This window comes from Ruegeria sp. CG11, assembly GCF_056537245.1.
This window is the reverse complement of record NZ_JBQFRE010000001.1, coordinates 1127541-1151687: the sequence shown is the minus strand read 5'-3', so window position 1 is coordinate 1151687 and position 24147 is coordinate 1127541. Positions and strand designations below refer to the sequence as shown.

The window sequence follows — 24147 nt, the reverse complement described above, 5'->3', positions numbered from 1 at the left end:
GGACCTTCGTATCGTGACCTGACGCGTTTTATCAGTGCGTGCACAGAGCCTATCACATAACGGCTTTCATGTCCGCTCAGGGCTCAGAACTGCGCGAATGCACACGCAGCATCCTGTTCTCATGGCAGCGAGGGCTCAAGATTCAACGTTCAAACGAGAACAAAAAAGGCCCGCAAAGACATGCGGGCCTCTCTGATGATTTCCGGAGCAGGTCTTACTGCGGAATTTCGCCTTCCAGCCCTTCGACATAGAAGTTCATGCCAGCCAGCGTACCGTCATCGGCGGTTTCGCCCTCGGCCAGCCAGTCGCTGCCGTCCTGCTTTTTCAGCGGGCCGGTGAAGGGGTGGTATTCACCGGCAGCCATAGCAGCTTTGAGTGCCAGTGCCTCTTCCTTGACGTCAGCCGGAACCGCGTCGGAAATCTCGCCGATCTCTACCATGCCTTCCTTGATGCCGTCCCAGGTGTTCACGGTTGCCCACGAACCATCCATGACGGCCTGGGTGCGCGCGATGTAGTAGGGCGCCCAGTTGTCGATGATCGACGACACGCGCGGGAACGGAGCGTATTCGCTCATGTCCGAAGCCTGACCGAAGGTAACGACGTTGCCCGCCTCTTGTGCGGCCGCCTGCGGCGCGGTCGAGTCGGTGTGCTGCAGGATCACGTCTGCGCCCTGTTCGATCAGAACGGTGGCGGCGTCCGCTTCTTTCGCCGGATCGAACCAGGTGTAGGCCCAGACGATCTTGAACTCGACATCCGGGTTCACCTTCTTGGCATGGATATAGGCCGAGTTGATGCCGCGGATCACTTCGGGGATCGGGTAGGAGCCGATATAACCGATGGTGTTCGATTTGGTCATCTTGCCCGCGATGTGACCCTGAACGGCACGGCCTTCGTAGAAGCGGGCCGAATAGACCGAGACGTTGTCGGCGGTTTTATAGCCGGTCGCGTGCTCGAATTTCACGTTCGGGAATTTCTTGGCGACGTTGATGGTCGGGTCCATGTAGCCGAACGAGGTGGTGAAGATCAGGTCTGCGCCTTCCAGCGCCATCTGGGTCATCACGCGTTCTGCGTCCGGGCCTTCCGGAACGGATTCGACGAATACGGTTTCGACGTTGTCGCCAAAGTGCTCTTCAACGGCCAGACGGCCCTTGTTGTGTTCATAGGTCCAGCCGCCGTCACCCACCGGGCCGACATAGACGAAGCCGACCTTGGTTTTGTCTTCGGCCATGGCGCTTGTGGCCAGACCAAGCGCCATGGCGGCGCTTGTCAGAAGTGTAGTGATTTTCATGTGTTACTCCCCAAGTTGGTTCAGTTGGCCCCTAGTGCGAGGCATGGAAGGTCCGGCCCAGTGCGGCAGGTGCGCTGCTCTTGTCGGCCGAAAGGATCACAAGCACAAGGATCGTGATGATATAGGGCGACATTGCCAGATACTCGACAGGAATGGCAACGCCCGCTGCCTGCAAATTAAGCTGCAACACGGTGATTCCGCCGAACAAATAGGCGCCCAGCAAGGCCCGCCATGGCTTCCAGCTGGCGAACACCACCAAGGCCAGGGCAATCCATCCGACACCGGCGGTCATGCCTTCGGTCCACTGTGGGACACGGATCAGGCTGATGTAAGCGCCACCAAGGCCCGCGCAGGCTCCACCGAACAGGATCGCCATGATGCGGATCTTGATGACCTTGTAACCAAGCGCGTGCGCGGCATCGTGGTTTTCACCCACTGCGCGCAGGATCAGACCGACGCGGGTGTATTTCAGTGTTGCCCAAACAGCGGCGGTCAGAGCAATACCGACATAAAGGATTGGGTCATGCTGGAACAGGATTGGGCCGATCACGGGAATATCGCTGATTACGGGGATGTGTATTTCGCCCATGTCAGGTGGTTTAACGCCCACATAGCTTTGCCCCATCAGTGCGCTGAAACCGAGCCCGAACAGGGTCAGGGCAAGGCCGCTGGCGACCTGATTGGCCAGTGCAAACTGCGTCAGCAGCACGAACAGCAGGGATAGCACCGCGCCACCAATGGCCGCCGCGACAAAGCCCAGCCAGGGCGAGCCGGTCTCAACCGAGATCGCAAATCCGCTGATTGCGCCGACGATCATCATACCCTCAACGCCGAGGTTCAGAACGCCTGCCTTTTCGACGACCAACTCTCCGATCGCGGCCAACAGCAGGGGGGTTGCGGCCACCATAAGCGAGGCGACCAGAAGTACGGGATTAATTTCACCAAGGTCCATGGTTACGCCACCTCGCTACGGGCCGCACGGATGCGATAGTTTGTCAGAAGGTCGAATGCCAGCAGGAAAAACAGCAGCATTCCCTGGAACACCTGAATGGCCGCGGCGGGCAGACCCAGCTGGGACTGCGCGATTTCACCGCCGATATAGGTCAGCGCCATCAGGCCACCGGCCAGCAGGATACCCACCGGATGCAGGCGGCCCAGAAAGGCCACGATGATCGCGGTAAAGCCGTAGCCGACGTTAAAGTCGATGCTGACCACGCCCGAAGGGCCGGAGACTTCGAACATCCCTGCGAGGCCCGCAAGAGCGCCGGACAGACCCAGACAGAACAGGATCAGACGCGCAGGGTTCACACCTGCGAACTTGGCCGCCCGAGGCGCTTCACCGGTCAGGCGGATGTGGAAGCCCAGCATGTGTCTGTTCAGCAGGACATAGGCAAAGATCACCGCGATCAGCGCTGTCACCACGCCCCAGTGCATACCGGATCCGGCAATCAGTTCGGCATTATGCGCGCTGTCATAGGATTGCAGATTTCGTGAGCCGGGAAAGCCGAACCCCTCAGGGTTCTTCAGCAGACCCAGCGAGACCGAGGCCAGCATCTGCTCGGCCACATAGACCAGCATCAGCGAGACGAGGATCTCGTTGGTGCCAAAGCGAACCTTGAGGAACGCCGGGATCATCGCCCATAGCCAGCCGCCGAACGCCCCTGCGATCACCATGATTGGAAAGATGTAGAACGCGTCCAGCGGATAGAAGGCGAGACCTGCCCCCGCGCCGAAAATGGCGCCCATGATGTACTGACCCTCAGCCCCGATATTCCAGATACCAGCCCGAAAGCCTAACGACAGGCCGATGGCGATCAACACCAATGGCGCGCCTTTAACCAGCAATTGCGGGCGGTAATAAAACGCGAACTCTCCGAACAGAGGTTCCCAGAAAATGGTTCCAATGGCCTCGACCGGGTTTTTGCCAAGAATGGCGAACAGAATGCCGCCGAACACCATCGTCGCCAGCACCGCGACCAGAGGGGTGGCATAAGACCACGCCTTGGACGGCTGTGGCCGTTTCTCCAACACTATCATCTGCTCACACCCCCGTTTTCATTTCTTGTGTTGTGTCAGACATGGGCCACCTCCATGCCATGCGCGCCACCCATCATCAGACCGATTTCATCGACCGTCAGGCCTGTGGTCGGGCGCGGGGCGCTCAGGCGGCCTTCGTTCAGGGCCGCGAAGCTGTCCGAGATTTCCATCAATTCGTCCAAGTCCTGGCTGATGCAGATGACCGCCGTACCTTTGGCCGCCAGATCCAAAATGGCCTGCCGGATCGAGGCTGCCGCCGCCGCATCCACACCCCATGTCGGTTGGTTCACCACCAGAATGTCCGGGTTCTGCAGGACTTCGCGACCGATCACGAATTTCTGCAGGTTGCCGCCCGACAGCGAGCGCGCTGCGTTCTCCGGCCCCGGCGTGCGTACGTCGAAGGCGCTGATGATCTTTTCGGCAAAGCTTTTGGTCTCGGCCCATTTGAGGAAACCGTTGCTTTCCAGACCTTCACGAACCGATCCGGTCAGCAGGGCGTTTTCGGTCAGGCTCATATCCGGGGCCGCCGCATGACCCAGCCGTTCCTCGGGCGCAGTCAGCACGCCCAGCTTCCGCCGAGCGGTTGGGCCAAGTTTGCCGATCTTCTGACCGTTGAATTTGATCGCATCGGCAGTTGTCAGGATTTCGCCTGACAGCACGCCCAACAATTCGTCTTGCCCGTTCCCGGCGACGCCACCGATGCCCAGAACCTCGCCCTTGCGGACCGTCATGTGGACGTTGCGCAATGCCGTGCCGAATTCCGACGGCGACGGCACCGACAACCCACTGACATCGAGCGCGACCTCACCGAAGTCACGACCCGAACGCTCTGGTGTTTGTAGCGTCGAGCCCACCATCATCTCGGCCATGTCGCGAGCCGAGGTTTCGGACGGAACACATTCACCCACATTTTTGCCCAGGCGCAGGATCGTGGCGTGGTCGCACAGGGTCCGGATTTCCTCCAGCTTGTGCGAGATATAGAGGATCGAGGTGCCCTCGGAGCGCAATTTGTTCAGCGTTTCGAATAGGATTTCGACCTCTTGCGGGGTCAGAACCGAGGTCGGCTCATCCATGATCAAAAGCTTGGGGTCCTGCAGCAGACAGCGAATGATCTCGACCCGTTGACGCTCACCTGCGGACAAGTCGCCGACGGTGCGGAAGGGGTCCAGCGGCAGGCCGTAGGTCTCGGACACTTCGCGGATACGCGAGGCCAGATCGCCCATTGGAGGTGGGTTCTCCATCCCCAGTGCGATGTTCTCGGCCACGTTCAGCGCGTCGAACAGCGAGAAATGCTGAAACACCATCGCAATCCCGTCGGCCCGCGCAGCGCGAGGTTCGGGCGGTGCAAAGGGTTGGCCGCGCAGCAGCATGGTGCCGCTGTCGGGCTTCACCAGACCGTAGATCATCTTGACCAGCGTGGATTTCCCCGCGCCGTTTTCGCCCAGCAGGGCGTGAACTTCGCCTTCTCCGATGTCGAAAGACACCTGATCATTGGCCACTACGCCGGGATAGGCTTTGGTCAGCCCTTGCAAGCTTAAAAGTGGAGTGGTCACGCGCTCAGGTCCTTCTTCAACTCGTTCTGTCGGGCCGGGCGCAAGAGCTGCGCGGCGACGCCAACGGCGATCATTTGCGGGTGTTTGCCCAAGCCGGGGTCACCGATTGGACAGGAGATCCGGCTGATCCGTTCGGGCGAATGCCCAAGGGCCGCCAGCCGAGACCGGAATCGCGCCCATTTCGTAGCCGAGCCGATCAGGCCAGCAAAGCGGAAATCGTGCGAAAGCAGCCGGTTGCACAGCTCTAAATCCAGATTGTGTGAATAAGTTAGCACAAGATGCTCGGCGTTGGGTGGTGCATGGCGCACCAGTTCGGCCGGTTTTGCGGCTGGAACTGCGGTGACACCTGATGGAACCGAGGCCGGAAAGCGCTCGGGCCCGGTGTCGACCCAGGTGATCGCGATGTCGGGCAGGGGGGACAGAACGTCTACCAACGCGCGGCCCACATGACCTGCGCCCCAGATCCACAAATTGCGGGTGGGTTTGTGTACCGGCTCAACCATCCAGCCGTCGATCAGTTGCGGTTCGGGCGCGACGCCCTGTCCGCGCGCGGCCGCCAGCAGACGTTTGACCGACAGGGGCATGTCGCCGCCCGACGGAGACCGTGCGATCACGATATCGTCCAGCGCGTCTTCGGACGCTCGGTCATAGACCTCACTCAGCAATGATACCGCGCCGCCGCAGCACTGGCCCATATCCGGGCCAAGCGCGTGATGTGTCAGGCGGGCAGGCATCGTCTGCGTCCGCGCGGCCTCAGCCGCCAGAAACTCCAGCGTGCCGCCCCCGATTGTACCGCTTTGCCCGTCCTCCCAAACCAGCATTGCAGCACCGACCTCGCGCGGGGATGACCCCTTGATCGCAGCGATGACCACCCGGATGACTTTCCCGTGGGTTTTGACCGCCTCCCTCAAAGCCTCTCGATCAAATCCCATCAGGTTCCTCCTTTTACCCTTTGGACGCCGTGCCAGATTTCCTCGGCTGTGGCGGGTGCATCCAGTGCCGGATAGCTGTCGCCACAGGCGGCCACCGCATTCGACAGCGCCAACCAGGCTGAGATACCCAGCATGAATGGCGGCTCACCCACAGCCTTCGAGCGATAGATCGTGTCCTCGCGGTTTTCGCCATCCCACAGCGCGACGTTGAAGATGTCGGGCCGGTCCGAACAGGCCGGGATTTTATACGTCGAAGGCGCGTGGGTGCGCAGGTTGCCCTTGCCGTCCCAGACCAGTTCCTCGGTCGTCAGCCAGCCAGCGCCTTGCACGTAACCGCCTTCGACTTGTCCGATGTCCAGCGCCGGGTTCAGTGAGGCGCCTGCGTCATGCAGGATATCGGTACGCAGGATGCGGTTTTCGCCGGTCAGAGTGTCCACGGCAACCTCGGTGATCGAAGCACCGTAGGCGAAGTAGAAGAACGGACGTCCACGTCCTGCGATCCGGTCCCATTCAATTTTTGGCGTTTTATAGAAGCCGGTTGCCGACAGGCTTATGCGTCCCTGATAGGCCAGCGCGGCGGCTTCGGCGAAGGTGTAGCGTTCCTCGCCAACCGAAACCTGGCCGTCAGAGAAAGTGACTGTCGATGGATCGGCCTGATGCCGCTCGGCCAGATACTCGGCCATCCGGTCGCGGATCGTGTCGCAGGCCGCTTTCACGGCCATTCCGTTCAGGTCACTGCCAGAGGATGCCGCTGTGGCCGAAGTATTCGGCACCTTCGCTGTATCCGTTGCGGTGATCTTCACCATCTCCAACGGAATGCCAAAGCGCGACGCTGCGACTTGCGCAACCTTCTGGAACAGGCCTTGCCCCATCTCGGTGCCACCGTGGTTCAAGTGGACCGATCCGTCCTGATACACATGCACCAGCGCACCCGCCTGGTTGAGGTGGGTCAGCGTGAAGGAAATCCCGAACTTGACCGGAGAAAAGGCGATGCCCTTCTTGATCACGCTGTTTTCGGAGTTCCATTTCTCAATGGCAGCCTTGCGTGCAGCATAGTCGCTGGATTTCAGCAGCGCTTCGGTCATGCCGTGCAGCTCGAAATCGCTGACCTCCATGCCGTAGGGCGTGGTGTTGCCGCCTGCGGGCAGAGGTCGAACCGGGGCGCCCCCGGTTTCCACCGCACCCCGGCTGGTGAGGTCTTCGTGCGGGTCGGGATGGCCCAGCGGTATCTCGTGCAGCGGCTGATCGGCCACTTTATGCGCGGGCTCATAGTAGTTGCGTCGGCGCAGTTCGACCGGGTCCAGCCCCAGCTCATGCGCGGCGTGATCCATCACCCGTTCGATCCCGACCATACCCTGCGGGCCTCCGAACCCACGATAGGCGGTGGCGGATTGGGTGTTTGTCTTCAGCCGGTGACTTTCGATCCGCGCATTGGGCAGCAGATAGGCGTTGTCCGAATGCAGCATTGCGCGGTCGGCTACGGGTAGGGACAGGTCCTGCGCCCAACCGCAGATGGCGTGGTGCAGGAACGAGACGCCCTGAATATGGCCATGCTCATCAAACCCGGCCTTGTACGAGATGCGGAACGCGTGGCGCTTGCCGGTGATGATCATGTCATCGTCCCGGTCATAGCGCATCTTGCAGGCTTTGCCGGTTGCCCGCGCGGCCACTGCACATGCCACGGCCAGAGCGTTCCCCTGACTTTCCTTGCCGCCAAAGCCGCCACCCATACGGCGGGTCTCAACCCGGACCGCGTGCATCGGAACGCCCAAAGCGTCGGCCACCTTGTGCTGAATCTCGGTCGGGTGCTGGGTCGAGCTGTGCACCAGCATGTCCGCGCCTTCATTCGGCACGGCGAGGGCGGCCTGACCTTCCAGATAGAAGTGTTCCTGCCCACCAAGTTCGAAGGACCCTTCGATCACATGGGTCGCGCTGGCGATAGCCGCGTCCGCGTCACCCTTGGCATAGATGCGGGGGCCGTCCTCGAACCGGCTATCGGCAGCCAGCGCCTCTTCAACGGTCAGAATGGGTGTTTCTTCGGCATAGTCGATTTTGCCCAGACGGGCGGCCTTGCGGGCGGCCAGATGGCTGGTGGCGACGACCAGAAACACTGGCTGACCGATATAATGAACGGTGCCGTCCGACAGCAGTGGCTCATCATGGATCGAGGGCGAGACGTCATTAGCGAAAGGCAGGTCGTCCGCCGTCATCACCATCACTACGCCCTCAGCGGCCTTCACGGCCGACAGGTCCATCGCGGTGATCTTGCCTTTGGCAATCGGGCTGAGGCCAAAGGCCAATTGCAAAGAGCCCTTGGGCGTCGGGATATCATCCACATATCGCGCCGAACCGGACACATGCAGAGGCGCTGCGTCGTGGGGCAGGGGCTTGGTCACGCTCATGCCGACACCTCCAGCACATTGGTCACTTCGCCCTGATCCTCAAGGTAATACCGCTCAAGCATCGCCTTGGCGGTTTCCAGACGATAGGTGGCCGAGGCGCGCATGTCCGTGAGTGGTGAATAGTCGTCGGCAAAGGCGGGCAGCGCGGCGTCAATGGTTGCGCGCGTCCAAGGTTTGCCGATCAGTGCGGCCTCGACATGGGTTGCCCGTTTCGGGATGCCGGCCATGCCGCCGAACGCGATGCGCGCCCGTGAGACGGTGCCGTCCGAAACGGTAATATTGAAACATCCGCACACGGCCGAGATATCCTGATCGAACCGTTTGCTGAGTTTGTAGGCTTTCAAGCGATCCGCTTGACGGGGGAAACTGACGGCTTCGACGAACTCACCCGGTGCGCGGTCTTGCTTGCCATAGTCCAGGAAGAACTCCTCCAAAGGCAGAGACCGGCGTGCGTCACCCTTGCGCAGATGCAGGGTGGCGTCCAACGCGATCAGGGCGGGCGGGTTATCTCCGATAGGGGAGCCATTGGCGATGTTGCCGCCCACGGTGGCCGCGTGGCGGACCTGAACACTGGCATAACGGCGGATCATCTCGGCGTAGGAAGGGTGCAGATCGGCCAGCGCCTCGCCCATGCGGTTCATATCGACCATGGCACTGAAACGGACTTCGTCCTTGGTTATGGTGATCTGTTTCAGATCCTCGCAGCGGTTGAGGAAGATCACCGGGTCCAGATCGCGCAGCTGCTTAGTGACCCAAAGACCCACATCGGTTGCGCCGGCGACCAGCGTGGCATTTGGGTTATCGACGTACACGGCCGCCAACTCGTCGGACGAGCCGGGCACCATCGGCGATGCCTTCACAGCGACCGGCTTGTCTTTGACCCAAACTGGCACCGGGTGTTCTTCCGCAGCTTTCGCGGCGCGAATGATCGGCGCGTATCCGGTGCAGCGGCACAGGTTGCCGGCAAGCTGGTTGTCGTGGTCCGTCGCGCCGTTCGCATGGCTGGCGACCATCGACATCACAAAACCGGGCGTGCAGAAGCCGCATTGCGACCCATGCAGATCGACCATGGCCTGCTGCACCGGATGGGCCTCGCCATTCGGGCCGCTGGCCCCTTCGACAGTTCGGACAGCCTTGCCATGCAGTTGCGGCAGAAACAGGATGCACGAGTTCAGCGCTTTGGCGCCGCCCTCATCCGTCACCATGACGGTGCAGGCCCCGCAATCGCCTTCGTTGCAGCCTTCCTTGGTGCCTGTCAGGCCGCGATCCTCGCGCAGCCAATCCAGCAGGGTCGCTGTCGGATCGACATCTGCCAGCTCCACGGTCTCTCCGTTCAGAAGAAACGTGATATTCATTCGAGAAACCCGTCGCCTTACCCGGTTGCGCCCTTTGGTGCCCTCCTTCGATGCGACGTAGAAAGAGTGGCGGGCGGATAGCTTGCCATTAGATGTTAGAAACAGGGCAGGTTCTCTGGCAAGAAAAACTGCCTATATTATGCACCATTAGACCGGCACAGCGTGTGAATGTCGCGTTTGTGTAAAAGGCAGTCGCTTGTAAATAAAGCGCTTTTTGCAGACGGCGTCCGGTCAATCCCGAAGCACCTTCTGAAAAAGCCGAATAATCCCAGCTGATTTTTTAGGCATTCCAAAGCGTCGGTTCCCGCTTTTGCCGGGCCTCTGGCTGGGATAGCGTAGGCGGTATGAGCAGTACTCCTCGATTCATTCACCTCCGCGTTCACACCGAATATTCCCTGCTGGAAGGCGCCGTGCGGCTGAAAAAGCTGCCCGCTCTCTGCGAGAAGATGGAGATGCCCGCGGTTGCGGTGACAGACACCAATTCGATGTTCTCGGCTTTGGAATTCTCTGTCACCGCCAGCGGGGCCGGAGTACAGCCGATCATGGGCTGTCAGGTGGACCTGACCTATCTGCAGGCACAACCCGGCGAGAAACCCAAAGCGCCCGCACCGCTGGTGCTGCTTGCGCAGTCCGAGGTGGGCTATGAGAACCTGATGAAGCTGAGCTCGTGCCTCTATGTGGACAAGGGCGGGCAACTGCCGCAGGTCACGGTGGAGGAACTTGCGGATCGTTCGGACGGTTTGATCTGTTTGACGGGCGGGCCGGATGGGCCGGTTGGAATGCTGCTGCAGCAAGGGCAGCGCCCGGCGGCTGAGGCGCTGGTGGATCGGCTGGCGGGGATGTTCCCGGATCGCCTTTACATCGAACTTCAGCGCCATCCGGGTGAAGACGGTCAACCCGAGGCCGAACGTCTGACCGAGCGTGGTCATGTCGAGATGGCCTATGCCAAAAACCTACCATTGGTTGCTACGAACGACGTCTATTTCCCGACGACGGACATGTACGAGGCGCATGACGCGCTGATCTGTATCGCTGAGGGTGCTTATGTTGACCAGCAGGAGGGCCGCCGTCGCCTGACCGCGCAGCACTATTTTAAATCGCAGCAGGAAATGGTGACCCTGTTCGCCGATCTGCCTGAGGCGATAGAGAATACCGTCGAGATCGCCAAACGCTGCGCCTTCATGGCCTATCGCCGCGATCCGATCCTGCCGAAATTTGCGGATGACGAGGTCGCCGAACTGCGTCGTATCGCGAACGAAGGTTTGCAGAAACGTCTGGCCGTGATCCCCCATGCGGTGACGCCCGAGGAATATCAGGAGCGGCTGGAATTCGAGTTGGGGATTATCGAGGGGATGGGTTTTCCCGGCTACTTCCTGATCGTTGCTGACTTTATCCAATGGGCCAAGGATCACGATATACCGGTTGGGCCGGGCCGGGGCTCGGGTGCGGGATCTCTGGTGGCCTATGCGCTGACGATCACCGACCTTGATCCGCTGCGCTATTCCTTGCTGTTCGAACGGTTCCTGAACCCGGAACGGGTTTCGATGCCCGACTTCGACATCGACTTCTGCATGGATCGCCGTGAAGAGGTGATCCGCTACGTGCAGCAGAAATACGGACGCGACAAGGTGGGGCAGATCATCACCTTCGGTGCTTTGCTGTCAAAGGCCGCCGTGCGCGATATCGGGCGGGTGCTGCAAATGCCCTACGGGCAGGTGGATCGCCTGTCCAAGATGATCCCGGTCGAAGGGGTCAAACCGGTTTCGATCGAAAAGGCGTTGAAAGACGAACCGCGCCTGCGCGAAGAGGCGCGCAATGAAGAGGTCGTCGACCGTCTTCTCACCTACGGCCAACAGGTCGAAGGGCTGCTGCGAAACGCCTCGACCCACGCGGCGGGGGTGGTGATCGGGGATCGTCCTTTGGACGCGCTGGTGCCGCTCTATCAGGATCCGCGATCGGATATGCCTGCAACCCAGTTCAATATGAAATGGGTGGAACAGGCCGGGCTGGTGAAGTTCGACTTTCTGGGTCTGAAAACCCTGACCGTGATCCAGAACGCGATGGACATCATCTTCAAGTCCGGTCGGCCTCTGCATGTGGCAGCCGATGGTACCGAACTTTATGAACCTGCTGAGGGGGCCGAGAACCAGATCAACGCCATCCCGCTGGATGATGAGGCGACATACAAGCTCTATTCTGCGGCCAAAACGGTTGCGGTGTTCCAGGTGGAATCCTCGGGCATGATGGATGCGCTCAAGCGCATGAAGCCGACTTGTATCGAGGATATCGTGGCCCTTGTGGCACTGTACCGTCCGGGGCCGATGGAAAATATCCCGACCTATTGTGAGGTCAAGAACGGCCAGCGCGAGATCACCTCGGTTCACCCGCTGATCGATCATATCCTCGAGGAAACGCAGGGTATCATCGTTTACCAGGAACAGGTGATGCAGATCGCACAGGTCATGGCTGGATACAGCCTCGGCGGCGCTGACCTGTTGCGCCGCGCGATGGGTAAGAAGATCAAAGAGGCGATGGATGCCGAGCGTCCGAAATTCGAAAAGGGCGCGGGTGAGAATGGCGTGGATGCCAAGAAGGCCAGCGAGGTTTTCGACCTGCTGGAGAAGTTCGCCAACTACGGCTTCAACAAATCCCACGCGGCTGCCTATGCAGTGGTCAGCTATCAGACCGGCTGGCTGAAGGCGAACCACCCGGTCGAGTTCATGGCGGGGGTCATGAACTGCGATATCCATTTGACCGACAAGCTGGCCGTTTATTTTGAAGAGGTCCGCAAGGGGCTGGAGTTGCCCTATGTGCCGCCCTGCGTGAACCGCTCTCTGGCGACGTTTGACGTGGTCGAAGGCCATCTGGTCTATGCGCTGGGCGCATTGAAAAACGTCGGTGTCGAGGCGATGAACCTTGTGGTCGAGGGGCGCGGCGACAAACCGTTCGTCAACCTGTTCGACTTTGCCCGCCGGGTCGACCTGAAGAAGGTCGGCAAGCGCCCGATGGAAATGCTGGCCCGGGCTGGGGCGTTCGATCAACTCGACAAGAACCGCCGCCGCGTCTTCGAAAGCCTCGATCCGTTGGTGCAGTATTCGGCAGCGATCCACGATCAGAAGAACTCGAACCAGGTATCGCTGTTTGGTGAGGCGGGGGACGACCTGCCCGAACCGCGCCTGTCGCCCACGCCGGACTGGCTGCCTGCCGAACGTCTGAGTGAAGAGTTCAAGGCCATCGGCTTTTACTTGTCCGGCCACCCGCTGGACGACTATATGCCCGCGCTGAAACGCAAGCAGGTGCTGACACTGGACGAAGTGACCGAAAAGGCGCGTTCGGGTCCGTTCATCGCCAAGATGGCGGGCGTCGTAGCCGGGCGGCAGGAACGGAAATCCGCACGCGGCAACCGGTTCGCCTTTGCCCAGCTTTCGGACCCGACAGGGGCCTACGAGGTCACTCTGTTCTCGGAAACGTTGGAGAAATCGCGCGAGTTTCTGGAAACCGGTGCGCAGGTGGTGCTAACCGCCGAGGCAACCATGGAATCGGATCAACTGAAACTGCTGGGCCGCTCGGTCGGGCCGGTGGATACCGTTGTGGCCGAGGCTGGCGCGACCGGGCTGCGGATTTTCGTGGACCAGCCAGCGGTACTGGCGACCGTCGCCAAAGTGCTTGAGGATGCGGCCAGTGCAGCCAAGCGGGCATCAAAAGGACCGATCCATATCTTTCTGATGGACCCGGGCCTGCCCGGCGATGTCGAGATGGATTTGGGGCAGGACTTCCCGATCAATCCGCAGATTAAGGGCGCGATCAAGTCGCTGGACGGCGTCACCGACGTCGAGGAAATCTGAGCCAGCCATTTGTTGCCACAACGTTTTTGCGCGGCTAGGCTGGGATCATTGCCTCATTTGGGGCGTGTCACGGGAGGGCACCGGTATGGCAATTTCTACTATTGGATTAAGAACTCTGACCTTTGCGGCTGCGGCGTCGCTGGCTATGGTCTCGGCATCGGCCGGTTTGGCGGATGACAAGGATGACAAGAAGAAAAAGCAAACGATCGAGGGCGCTTTGATCGGGGCCGGTGTCGGTGCGCTGATCGGTGACGGTAAGGGTGCTGCGATCGGGGGCGTGGCTGGCGCCATTATTGGACATAACTGGAAGTGATGGCGATGCGGTATTTTAAACTCAGATTGTCCGTTTGCGCCGCGGTCCTGGCGGCCCCCTGCGTTGCGATGGCTGATGAAGCGGCTGAACAGATGGTTCAGGACGCCTTGCCGGTGATGCACTACACCTGCGCCTCGATTGCTGAAGAGGCGGATGGCGACGAAGCCTTTGTCGTTGCCGTTGTTGAAAAGATGACGGCCCTGTCGCTCTACAATCGTCAGATCAATATCGAGGATCACGCGACCACTGATGAGGAAAAGGCCCAACTGCGTGAAACCTTCATAGCCGCGCTGTCCGAAGGCTGCGCCGCAGACAAGGATGCTCTATTGGGTGGCGTGGTCGACAACGCGGTGAAAACGACGCTCGGGTTCTGATCGGTTTGCTGCTTGGGGACGCTACAGCGTGCCCACCGCGCAGCGGACTAGCCCCCAGCCTTTGTCCATCCCGGCGGCTTTGAGGCCGGTGACGAGACGGTCGGACAGGAACAGCAGCGAGGGGACTTTCGGGTCCAGCCAAATATCCGGGCCGTTGAGGGCTTCGGGGATTATTAAGAGGCGGTCTTCCTTGCCACTTCTCGGAAGATATCGAATGCCGCCGCCTCGGCAGTTCAGAGGCGCACTCGCTGGCCCACCCTCCGGCCCAAGCGTCTCGTAGTTACCCATCGACCGTTTGTTGCCGACATTCAGAAGGTAGTACGGCTCGGGTGTCGTTAACCGCGTTTCTTCTGAGTCCATCAGTGTGAGCGGGTGAAACTCAGTTTCTCCCAGTTCGAACCGTTCAAGAACAGCTTTCGCAGTTATCGAAACCAAGGGGTAGCCACCTCCACTGATAAACGGAGGGGGAGTATATTCGGGATGTGTGTTGAAATGCCAAAGGTCGCCGACCTGCTCTTTGGTCAGGATCTCCCCACGCTTCCAGCCAAGAGAAGATTCATCAACCATTCTCTTCGACCACTCAACTTCCTCTGGTGAGTGTAGCGCCCGCCACGCGTCACCAAACTCTCTGCGACTTGCAGCTTGCACATCGTTGATATTGTTGACCGTCGTTGAAATCCACACACAGGGCTCAACGCTCGCGTCGTTCGCCATCGGCCAAACCTCAATAATGCGGCGGGCGCTCGTCTCCGAAGACGACCCCGCCTGATCCTTCCTGCGCCCGTTCAGCCTCGCGCTGCAACAGCATCTCGACGCGGCGTGTCAGGCGGTCGATTTCGTCTTGCTGGCGGGTGACGACCGCGTTCAGCTCTTCGACGGTGCGGGTCAGATGGGCGATCTGTTCTTCCAGATGCTGCATGGGTGGCTCCTGTTCCTGCGATGGTCATAGCGACCCTGTGACGCCGTGGCCAGAGAAACCCCGCCTTGCCCCGATGCGGGCCATGGGATAGACCGCGCGCGGAACATGAAAATCCCAAGGACGCCTCACATGGCCAAGCCCAAGAAACAGCCCCGCCCCAAGGCAATTACGCCCAAAGGGTTCCGCGACTATTTCGGCCAGGAAGTCTCGCAGCGCACCGAGATGCTGCGGACTATTGCGGACGTCTATCATCGCTACGGGTTTGATGCGTTAGAGAGCAGTGCGGTCGAAACCGTCGAGGCGCTGGGTAAGTTCCTGCCTGATGTGGACCGTCCGAACGAGGGCGTGTTTGCTTGGCAGGAAGTCGACGAAAACGACAAGGGCGACTGGATGGCCCTGCGCTATGACCTGACCGCGCCTTTGGCGCGTGTCTACGCGCAGCACCGCAACGATCTGCCGACGCCTTATCGCCGTTATGCGATGGGTCCGGTCTGGCGCAACGAAAAGCCGGGGCCGGGGCGCTATCGTCAATTCTATCAGTGCGATGCGGATACGGTTGGCACGGCCTCGATGGCCGCGGACGCCGAGATTTGCGCCATGCTGTCTGATACGCTGGAGACCGTCGGCATTCCGCGCGGCGACTATCTGGTGCGGGTCAATAACCGCAAGGTTCTGAATGGCGTGCTTGAGGCGATGGGCCTTGGCGAAGACGCCGCCGCCCGCGACAACGTCCTGCGCACCATAGACAAGTTCGACAAGGTGGGTGAGGCCGGTGTGCGCGAGCTGCTGACCAAGGGCCGTCTGGATGCGTCCGGCGCGTTCATCGATGGCGTTGGTCTCAGCGACGATCAGGCAGAGCCGGTGATTGCCTTCCTGACCTCCAAGGCTGCGGATACGGCCGGGACGCTGGCGAACCTGCGCGCTGCTGTCGGCGATAGCAAGATCGGTGCGGACGGTATCGCCGAGTTGGAACAGATCGGCGCACTGCTGGATGCAGGCGGGTACGGCGCGGACCGGATCGAGATTGACCCCTCGGTCGTGCGCGGCCTGGGCTACTACACCGGACCGGTGTATGAGGCCGAACTGACCTTCGAGATTTTTGACGAGAAGGGCCGCAAGCGGCAGTTTGGCTCGGTTTCGGGCGGTGGTCGTTACGACGATCTGGTCAAACGCTTCACCGGGCAGGAAGTACCTGCGACCGGCGTCTCTATCGGTGTTGACCGTCTGCTGGCGGCCCTGCGCGAAAAGGGCCGGATCGCTGCGCAGGCCACGGGTCCCGTGGTTGTCACCGTCATGGATCGCGACCGCATGGCTGATTATCAGGCGATGGTAGCCGAACTGCGCAATGCCGGTATCCGGGCCGAGGTTTATCTAGGTAATCCCAAGAACTTTGGCAATCAATTGAAATACGCGGACAAGCGGAACTCTCCGATTGCAGTCATCGAAGGCGGTGATGAAAAGGCGAATGGGATCGTCCAGATCAAGGATCTGATCCTTGGCGCCAAGATTGCCGAAAGCGCGACCTTGGAGGAATGGAAAGAACGCCCCAGCCAGTTCGAAGTGCCGCGCGGCGATCTGGTCGCCAAGGTACGCGAAATTCTGGACAGTCAGGACTAAGCCATGCCCAACCGTTCCCAGATACAGGCCCGCGCCGCGATGATGCGCGTCCGGTTCGAGGCCGCAGGTGCTCAGGTGGTGGATACCCCGCTGCTGCAGCCAGCGGATATGTTGCTGGACCTTTATGGCGAGGATATTCGCGCCCGTGCCTACGTGACCTCGGACGCGTTGCGAGGCGAGCAGATGCTGCGCCCGGATTTCACTCTGCCCGTTGTACAGATGCACATGAGCGACGGTGCTGAGCCCGCGCGCTACACCTATTCGGGCGAGGTCTTTCGGCGTCAGGAACAAGACCCGGACCGGCTCAATGAATATATCCAGGTCGGCTATGAGGTCTTTGACCGCGAAGATCCCTCCGGAGCCGATGCGGAGGTTTTTTCTCTGTTCGCCTTGCAACTGCGCGGCTTGCCGTTGCGTGCAGCGACTGGGGATATCGGTATCCTCATAGCTGCTGTAAAGGGGCTGCGGACGACGGACCGCCGCAAGGCGGCGCTGATGCGCCATCTGTGGCGTCCGCGCCGGTTCCGAGTTTTGCTGGAGCGTTTTGCTGGGCGTAAACCGGGCCCCGAGGGGCGTGACGAACTGCTGAATGCCAAAAACCCGCTTAACGTGGATGCCCCCATGATCGGCAAGCGACGTGCCTCCGAGATCGAGGCCCGGATCGAGGCTCTGCGCGAAGATCGCGACACACCGCCGATTTCGGACAGTGAACTGGTCGGGCTGGAAACGCTGCTGAATGTCCGCGAAACCATGCCCTTCGCGCTGGAACAGTTACGGGATGTGGCCGTCGACCTGCCGCAGATAGCCCCGGCTCTGGATCGCCTCGAAGCACGGGTGGCCTCCCTGCAGGCGCGTGGTGTTGATGTTGAGCGGTTGGATTTCGAGGCTGCCTATGGCCGCACTTCGATGGAATATTACGACGGGTTCGTGTTCGGTTTCTACGCTGAGGGACGGCCCGATCTGCCTCCGATTGCGACGGGTGGCCGCTATGACGCGCTGACCCGGCAATTGGGCAATGGTGCGGAAATCCCCGCCGTGGGCGGGGTACTGCGGCCGGACCTGATGTTGATGGTTGAGGAGGACGCGCAATGAGCCTGAAACTGGGCGTGCCCTCGAAGGGCCGGTTGATGGAAAAGACCTTCGGGTGGTTCGAAAAGCGCGGCATCACCCTGTCGCGCAGTGGATCGGACCGGGAATACGCGGGTAAGGTCGAAGGTATTGACGGCGTATCGCTGATCCTGCTGTCTGCCGGTGAAATCCCGCGCGAACTGGCCGCCGGGCGTATCCATTTGGGTGTCACCGGGATCGACCTCGTGCAGGAGAAACTGCCACGCTGGGAACAGCAGGTGGAAGAGGTCTCGCAGCTTGGTTTCGGTAAGGCAGACCTGATTATCGCCACCCCGGCTTGCTGGGTCGACGTGGATACGCTGGACGATCTGGATGCGGCGGCGGCTGCTTTCCGTAAGACCCACGGACATCGGTTGCGGATTGCCACCAAATATCACCGCCTCGTGCGTGAGTTCCTGACCGACGCGGGCGTGGCCGACTACGCTCTGGTCGACAGTCAGGGCGCGACAGAGGGCACGGTGATGAATGAAACGGCTGAGGTGATTGCCGATATCACGTCGACCGGAGAAACCCTGAGGGCAAACCACCTGAAAATTCTGCCAGACGGGTTGATCCTGCAATCGCAGGCGACACTATGGCGGAGCCGTGTGGCGAAGTACGACGCAGCAGACAAAACGATTTTGTCTGATTTACTGGATCGCCTGAGTTAAAGCACCCCGATTTCCGCCAGCGCGCGGTTGAGGTCGTCGGGCAGGGCGTCGTCCTGTTCGCGCCCTTTGGGCAGGTCGGCAGGCGTGTCCTCGGGTTTCAGATAACGCCAGCCCTGGAAGGGACGTTTTAGGGCGTTCTGGGTGCGGTGCACCTCGGGGTCCAGCACGATGGCGCAGCGGCGGATGCCGTCTTCTCCGCGCACCTCATCTAGCCGCAGGATGTGTTGGCGGCACTGGATCACGCCCTTGATGACCCAATAAATTGATCCGCCGTTCAGAATCTCGGCCTCGCGTTTGGGCCACATGCGGGTGACGTGGCGCGGGCAGCCGTCCTCATACAGCGGCCTACGGCTGTCCTGCCACGCGATCAGCGAGTCGACGCTCTCTGATCCGACCGAGAGTTTTATGAGGTTTACGTACTTATCCACAGCTTTCCCACAGAGTCGTCCCGAGGTCCGTCTTTATATTGTAGCTTGGTCTTCGCTGCTATCAAGGTGTTGTGGTTGAGGCGTGAGTTGGGGTAGTCTGGATACCTCTTTCAACACAGGGAATCACCAATGAGCCGCTTTGCCGCCCCCATCGCCGAGCAGATCTGGGACATGAAATACCGTTTCAAACAGGCGGATGGCACGCCGATCGACCAAACGGTCGAGGACAGCTGGCGACGCATCGCCCGCGATCTGGCGCGGGTGGAGAAAGACCCGGCCCATTGGGAAGAAAAGTTCTTTGAGGCGCTGGAAGATTTCAAATACCTGCCCGCTGGCCGTATCACCGCAGGCGCAGGCACCGCACGCCAGGTGACCCTGTTCAACTGTTTCGTCATGGGCACCGTGCCCGACAGTATGGGCGGTATCTTCGATATGCTGAAAGAAGCCGCTTTGACCATGCAGCAGGGTGGGGGGATCGGTTACGATTTCTCGACCATCCGTCCGCGTGGTGCTGATGTGCATGGGGTGGCTGCAGACGCTTCGGGGCCGCTGTCGTTCATGGATGTGTGGGACGCGATGTGCCGGACGATCATGTCCGCAGGTTCGCGCCGTGGGGCGATGATGGCGACCATGCGCTGTGACCATCCGGATATCGAACAGTTCATCACCGCTAAGTCCGATCCGGCCCGCCTGCGCATGTTCAACATGTCGGTGCTGGTGACGGATCCGTTCATGGAGGCCGTTAAAGCCGACGGTCCATGGGAGCTGGTGTTCGGCGACAAGGTTTATCACACCGTTCAGGCGCGTGATCTGTGGAACAAGATCATGCAGGCCACCTTTGACTATGCCGAGCCGGGCGTGATCTTCATTGACCGGATCAATCAGGCCAACAACCTGAGCTATGTCGAGACCATCGCGGCAACGAACCCCTGCGGTGAGCAACCCCTGCCGCCTTATGGCGCCTGTCTGTTGGGCTCGATCAACTTGGCTCGCCTCGTGGCCGAGCCGTTCGAGGACGCAGCGCATCTGGACGAGGCCGCGCTGCAGGAACTGGTCGCCACCGCCGTTCGGATGATGGACAACGTGGTCGACGCGTCGAAATTCCCGCTGCCGGAACAAGCGGCCGAGGCACAGGCCAAGCGCCGCATCGGGCTGGGTGTGACCGGACTGGCCGATGCGCTGCTGATGCTGGGTCTGCGCTATGGGTCCGACAAGGCGGCGCGTCAGACCGAGCGCTGGTTGCACGCGATCGCCCGCGCCGCGTATCTGGCGTCGGTGGACTTGGCGAAGGAGAAAGGGGCGTTCCCCCTGTTCGACGCCGAGAAATATCTGGCCAGCGGCACGATGCTGCAGATGGACGAGGACGTGCGCGACGCGATCCGCGAACATGGCATCCGCAACGCGTTGCTGACCTCGATCGCGCCGACCGGGACGATTTCCTTGTACGCGGGCAACGTGTCGTCGGGGATCGAGCCGGTCTTTGCGTATGCCTATACGCGGAAAGTGCTGCAAAAGGATGGCTCGCGCACCGAGGAAGAGGTCGTCGACTACGCCGTGCAGATGTGGCGCGACAAGTTCGGTGATAAGGAATTGCCGGACTATTTCGTGAATGCGCAGACGCTGAGCCCGTCCGATCATGTCAAGATGCAGGCGGCGGCGCAGAAGTGGATCGACAGTTCGATTTCCAAGACGATCAACTGCCCTGAAGATATCAGCTTTGACGCGTTCAAGGATGTCTACATGCAGGCCTGGGATCAGGGCTGCAAAGGCTGCACGACCTATCGCCCCAACGACGTGACGGGATCGGTTCTGACTGTATCCGAGAGCGCAGACACCGCCCCGGGTGAAAGCGCGGCTGCGCCGCATGAGGTGGATGGGGGCGAGGTCGTCTATATGTCCGAACCTCTGGACCGGCCGCAATCGCTGGAAGGCTCGACCTACAAGCTAAAATGGCCCGACAGCGAGCACGCGATTTACCTGACCATCAACGATATCGTGATCGGTGGGCGCCGCCGTCCGTTCGAGGTGTTCATCAACTCGAAGAACATGGAACACTACGCCTGGACGCTGGCCCTGACCCGGATGATCTCGGCCGTGTTCCGCCGGGGTGGCGACGTGTCGTTCGTGGTCGAAGAGCTGAAGGCCGTATTCGATCCGCGGGGTGGTGCCTGGGTGCAGGGCAAGTACATCCCCTCGATCCTGGCCGCGATCGGTGGGGTGATCGAGCAACACTTGATCAATATCGGTTTCCTTGAAGGGGAAGGGATGGGGCTGAAATCTGACCCGCAGGCGCAGGTGGTCAACATGGATGCCCCCCGCGGCAAGGCGTGCCCGTCCTGCGGACAGTTCGACATGGTAATGATCGAAGGCTGCATGACTTGCCGTAGTTGCGGGCATTCCAAATGTGGCTGACCCCGGGGGCGTAAACTTCCAATGAAGTGCAAGGTGACGCGAAGTTGCTCGGCTGAGCGCGGCCTCCATCTAATGGGGCTGTAACGTCCAAAGCTCGTGACCCCTTGCTTTTTCAACGGCTTGCAGGCGCCCGGTTTACGGATCGGGCGCTTTCCAATTGTGATCCCCTCAATCATTCTTTGCTACAGGCCAACTGGCCTATTTAGATGAGCTGGCGATTTGTTTGAGGATAGCTTGAGAAGCAATGCGATAATGCCGTCTAACAGCGAAGCGTCTTGAGGTTAGTGCTGTTGCGGCTACCAGTCGCAATCACACTCGATCAATCCGGTTTGGCACGTGTCTTTGGTGCCACGGTCAACGACCGATTCGCCTTGGTAAAAATTTCGTTAATGTTGCGTTAACGTCTCTTTTCCGCCTTATTTTGCGTTGATAAGAGGTGCCTAGTCGGTAGTGAAATGTTGAAGGTGCAGGCGGGTACAATGAGAGCCGGAAAAAACGGTCGAACGGCAGTATTTTGGAGTCAGACAGAAATCGATGGACTTGAGGCGGCGCCTTTGTCCTTTCTATCTGTCGGAGCAGCATGGTCATGGCGCGGACAGGCGCGATACCTGGTTGAAACAGCCGCCCACGCGGTTGAGTGGACCGGACATGCCTTGGGCAGCGCGGCTGCAACTCTTGATCACTGCGCTCTAGTCGAGGACCTGTCGGAAGAAGCAAGTGGACTGCTTGTTTTGACCAACGGCGCGCAAACCTTCACAGCAACCTTGTTCCCCGTAGCCGGGGAGTCGGTTCCGATGCTGGTTTTCGAAGGCGACTGCCCCGAGCGGGATCAGGAATTCTGGATCAGCGAGATCACAGAAGGCGGGCTCCAAAGCCGCACGTCAGGAATGGCAAGCACGGTTGTGGCGTTCCCGGCTCGACCAAAGCAGGATATGAGCGGGTCCGACCTCCGGGTTGCGGCTGCTGCTGGGCGTAGGGCCGAGTAATTCTCAGTATTTTTAGCGGAAAACCTGTTTCCGCATGGTGGGGCGTGTTGACTCTGCCGTTTTCGCGGATATAAGCGCGGCTTCATTGGTGTTGGTGGCCCCCGCAAGGGGATGCCTGTCATGGGGGAAACCTCAAGAGGACAACGCCCTTCATAGTGGCCCGCAGGGCCTCGACCTAAACGAAGGAGATCAGCCGTGACCAAACGCACGTCTGCCAAGTACAAAATCGACCGCCGGATGGGCGAAAACATCTGGGGTCGTCCGAAATCCCCGATCAACCGTCGTGAATATGGCCCCGGCCAGCACGGTCAGCGCCGCAAGGGCAAACTGTCGGACTTCGGTCTGCAGCTGCGCGCCAAGCAGAAGCTGAAAGGCTACTACGGCGACCTGACCGAGAAGCAGTTCCGCCGCATCTACGCCGAAGCCGAGCGTGTCAAAGGCGACACCGGTGAAAACCTGATCGGTCTGCTGGAGCGCCGCCTGGACGCCGTTGTTTACCGCGCCAAGTTCGTACCGACCGTGTTTGCTGCACGTCAGTTCGTGAACCACGGCCACGTCAAAGTGAATGGCAAGCGGGTCAACATCCCGTCCTACCGCGTCAAAGAAGGCGACGTGATCGAAGTACGTGACAAGTCCAAGCAACTGGCTGTTGTTCTGGAAGCTGTTGCTCTGGCCGAGCGTGATGTTCCTGACTACATCGACGCCGACCACTCGAAAATGACCGCGACCTTCGTGCGCGCACCGGGCCTAAGCGATGTGCCTTACCCGGTCATGATGGAACCGAACCTGGTCGTCGAATTCTACGCGAAGAACTAATCTTCGCCGACACACAGTTTTCCGAGGCCGCGCAATTTGCGCGGCCTTTTTTTGTTCAGGCTGCGCTTTGCGTCCCAATATCCTGCCGCGGGGACACCCCGAATTTGCGCGAATACTCCCGGCTGAACTGGGTCGGGCTTTCATATCCCACGTCAAAGGCCGCCTGCGACACGCTGAGCGTGCCATGGGACAAAAGCCGGCGTGCTTCCAGCAATCTGAGGTCTTTCTGGTATTGCAGCGGCGACTTGGCGGTCACTGATTTGAAATGTGCGTGAAAGGCCGAAACGCTCATGCCAGCGGTCCGCGCAAGGTCGGACACGGGCAAAGGGGTTCGGAAATCCGCCCGGATGACATCAATCACCCGCGCGATCCGGCTGGCGGTGCTATCGCGCCATAACATCTGGCGTAGCATTCCACCGTGATCGGCCTGCAGCAGCCGATAGTGGATCTCGCGGCTGATCATCGGTGCCAGAACCTGCGCGTCTGTCGGGGTCTGGCTGGCGCGAAACAGACGTGTCATGGCGTCGACCAGATCGGGTGAGGCTTTGGATGCTGTCAAGCTATGGGCCGCCTCTATGCTTGGTGTGGCAGATCCTGCCTCGTCATAAAGGCCCCTCAGGATGGACAAATCGAGCGAGAAGACGAGGCCGACATAAGGCTTCTGGCGGCTGGCTTCGGTAACTGCGGCCAGAACCGGGATCGAATGGCTAACGATCAAACAATCGCCCGCCCCGAAGTGAACCAGCCGGTCGCCGATACGCGTTTCTTTCTTTCCTTGTAGAACTAGGCAGGCAATGGGTTCATAGACCTGCGCCTCGATGGATTTGGTTTTTATGTCGTGCAGCAGGCCGAAACTTTCTAAGGCAGTCGGGTAATAGGCTGCATCCTCTGGTTCGCCACGCACCGTTTCGCAGATTTCAGCAATCAGGTCGAAGTGTATCATATCGGGCCTCACGGTCCCGTTGAGCATATTGAACGGGATGTATCCGTGCCAGTGAAAATCCCAGGGTTCAGAGAATTAGGCAGGACTTGCGGAGAATCCGGCAGGCAAACCGCAACGCGTGGGGCTATCTGACTATCAGGCTTTTCATA

The 24147-nt window shown here is 60.1% G+C and carries 20 protein-coding genes; 9 read left to right on the top strand and 11 right to left on the bottom strand.

The features are described 5' to 3' along the window. Nucleotides 1-214: 214 nt before the first annotated feature. From ACR0KW_RS05740 to xdhA, 7 genes are read right to left on the bottom strand one after another with little or no spacing between them, the layout of a single operon-like run. Nucleotides 215-1288, bottom strand: a complete 1074-nt coding sequence (locus ACR0KW_RS05740) for a BMP family ABC transporter substrate-binding protein (protein WP_480804124.1) — start codon at nucleotides 1286-1288, stop codon at nucleotides 215-217. Between the two features lie 31 nt (nucleotides 1289-1319). Continuing rightward, nucleotides 1320-2240: an ABC transporter permease gene (locus tag ACR0KW_RS05735; protein WP_170325991.1), complete on the bottom strand. Its 921-nt coding sequence runs from the start codon at nucleotides 2238-2240 to the stop codon at nucleotides 1320-1322. A 2-nt stretch (nucleotides 2241-2242) separates the two neighbouring features. Next, a complete protein-coding gene (locus tag ACR0KW_RS05730) occupies nucleotides 2243-3325 on the bottom strand; it encodes an ABC transporter permease (protein ID WP_170332149.1) in 1083 nt (360 codons plus the stop codon). 35 nt (nucleotides 3326-3360) lie between these two features. Beyond that, nucleotides 3361-4878, bottom strand: coding sequence for an ABC transporter ATP-binding protein (locus ACR0KW_RS05725; protein WP_480804123.1), 1518 nt, complete (start codon nucleotides 4876-4878; stop codon nucleotides 3361-3363). Continuing rightward, nucleotides 4875-5810 (bottom strand): xanthine dehydrogenase accessory protein XdhC, encoded by a 936-nt coding sequence (xdhC, locus tag ACR0KW_RS05720; RefSeq protein WP_480804122.1) that lies wholly within the window; start codon nucleotides 5808-5810, stop codon nucleotides 4875-4877. The genes ACR0KW_RS05725 and xdhC overlap by 4 nt, the downstream gene beginning before the upstream one ends. Then, nucleotides 5810-8212, bottom strand: coding sequence for a xanthine dehydrogenase molybdopterin binding subunit (xdhB, locus tag ACR0KW_RS05715; protein WP_480804121.1), 2403 nt, complete (start codon nucleotides 8210-8212; stop codon nucleotides 5810-5812). Before xdhB ends, xdhC begins: the two co-directional genes overlap by 1 nt. Beyond that, a complete protein-coding gene (xdhA, locus tag ACR0KW_RS05710) occupies nucleotides 8209-9567 on the bottom strand; it encodes a xanthine dehydrogenase small subunit (protein ID WP_480804120.1) in 1359 nt (452 codons plus the stop codon). Before xdhA ends, xdhB begins: the two co-directional genes overlap by 4 nt. 344 nt (nucleotides 9568-9911) lie before the next feature. Here xdhA and dnaE point away from each other — a divergent pair, with 344 nt between their 5' ends. The 3 genes from dnaE to ACR0KW_RS05695 all read left to right on the top strand — a co-directional run bounded on the left by dnaE (nucleotide 9912) and on the right by ACR0KW_RS05695 (nucleotide 14099). Beyond that, nucleotides 9912-13412: a DNA polymerase III subunit alpha gene (gene dnaE, locus ACR0KW_RS05705; protein ID WP_480804119.1), complete on the top strand. Its 3501-nt coding sequence runs from the start codon at nucleotides 9912-9914 to the stop codon at nucleotides 13410-13412. A gap of 85 nt (nucleotides 13413-13497) precedes the next feature. Next, complete coding sequence (locus tag ACR0KW_RS05700) at nucleotides 13498-13725, top strand: YMGG-like glycine zipper-containing protein (protein WP_480804118.1); 228 nt, start codon at nucleotides 13498-13500, stop codon at nucleotides 13723-13725. Between the two features lie 5 nt (nucleotides 13726-13730). Then, on the top strand, nucleotides 13731-14099 hold the full coding sequence (locus tag ACR0KW_RS05695) for a hypothetical protein (protein WP_480804117.1): 369 nt from the start codon (nucleotides 13731-13733) through the stop codon (nucleotides 14097-14099). A 21-nt stretch (nucleotides 14100-14120) separates the two neighbouring features. Here ACR0KW_RS05695 and ACR0KW_RS05690 read toward each other — a convergent pair whose 3' ends face one another. Continuing rightward, nucleotides 14121-14813 (bottom strand): hypothetical protein, encoded by a 693-nt coding sequence (locus ACR0KW_RS05690; protein ID WP_480804116.1) that lies wholly within the window; start codon nucleotides 14811-14813, stop codon nucleotides 14121-14123. A 10-nt stretch (nucleotides 14814-14823) separates the two neighbouring features. Next, nucleotides 14824-15018 carry a SlyX family protein gene (locus ACR0KW_RS05685; RefSeq protein WP_480804115.1) on the bottom strand — a complete coding sequence of 65 codons (195 nt, stop codon included), beginning with the start codon at nucleotides 15016-15018 and terminating at the stop codon, nucleotides 14824-14826. A gap of 129 nt (nucleotides 15019-15147) precedes the next feature. Here ACR0KW_RS05685 and hisS point away from each other — a divergent pair, with 129 nt between their 5' ends. From hisS to hisG, 3 genes are read left to right on the top strand one after another with little or no spacing between them, the layout of a single operon-like run. Then, nucleotides 15148-16635, top strand: coding sequence for a histidine--tRNA ligase (gene hisS, locus ACR0KW_RS05680; RefSeq protein WP_480804114.1), 1488 nt, complete (start codon nucleotides 15148-15150; stop codon nucleotides 16633-16635). A 3-nt stretch (nucleotides 16636-16638) separates the two neighbouring features. Continuing rightward, entirely contained in the window at nucleotides 16639-17727 is a 1089-nt protein-coding gene (locus tag ACR0KW_RS05675; protein ID WP_480804113.1) for an ATP phosphoribosyltransferase regulatory subunit, read from the top strand. Next, on the top strand, nucleotides 17724-18413 hold the full coding sequence (gene hisG, locus ACR0KW_RS05670) for an ATP phosphoribosyltransferase (RefSeq protein WP_480804112.1): 690 nt from the start codon (nucleotides 17724-17726) through the stop codon (nucleotides 18411-18413). Before ACR0KW_RS05675 ends, hisG begins: the two co-directional genes overlap by 4 nt. Here the strand turns inward: hisG and ACR0KW_RS05665 are convergent. Further along, nucleotides 18410-18841, bottom strand: a complete 432-nt coding sequence (locus tag ACR0KW_RS05665; protein WP_480804111.1) for a DUF1489 family protein — start codon at nucleotides 18839-18841, stop codon at nucleotides 18410-18412. The two genes, hisG and ACR0KW_RS05665, sit on opposite strands and share 4 nt — an antisense overlap. A 129-nt stretch (nucleotides 18842-18970) precedes the next feature. Here ACR0KW_RS05665 and ACR0KW_RS05660 point away from each other — a divergent pair, with 129 nt between their 5' ends. From ACR0KW_RS05660 to rpsD, 3 genes are all read left to right on the top strand, one after another. Next, the gene (locus ACR0KW_RS05660; protein ID WP_480804110.1) at nucleotides 18971-21253 is read left to right on the top strand and encodes an adenosylcobalamin-dependent ribonucleoside-diphosphate reductase; all 2283 of its coding nucleotides are present in this window, start codon (nucleotides 18971-18973) and stop codon (nucleotides 21251-21253) included. A gap of 554 nt (nucleotides 21254-21807) precedes the next feature. Then, a complete protein-coding gene (locus ACR0KW_RS05655) occupies nucleotides 21808-22239 on the top strand; it encodes a hypothetical protein (protein WP_480804109.1) in 432 nt (143 codons plus the stop codon). Between the two features lie 195 nt (nucleotides 22240-22434). After that, nucleotides 22435-23055 carry a 30S ribosomal protein S4 gene (rpsD, locus tag ACR0KW_RS05650; protein ID WP_170325974.1) on the top strand — a complete coding sequence of 207 codons (621 nt, stop codon included), beginning with the start codon at nucleotides 22435-22437 and terminating at the stop codon, nucleotides 23053-23055. Between the two features lie 55 nt (nucleotides 23056-23110). Here the strand turns inward: rpsD and ACR0KW_RS05645 are convergent, their stop codons facing one another. Continuing rightward, nucleotides 23111-23998 carry an AraC family transcriptional regulator gene (locus tag ACR0KW_RS05645; RefSeq protein ID WP_480804108.1) on the bottom strand — a complete coding sequence of 296 codons (888 nt, stop codon included), beginning with the start codon at nucleotides 23996-23998 and terminating at the stop codon, nucleotides 23111-23113. Between the last annotated feature and the right edge of the window lie 149 nt (nucleotides 23999-24147).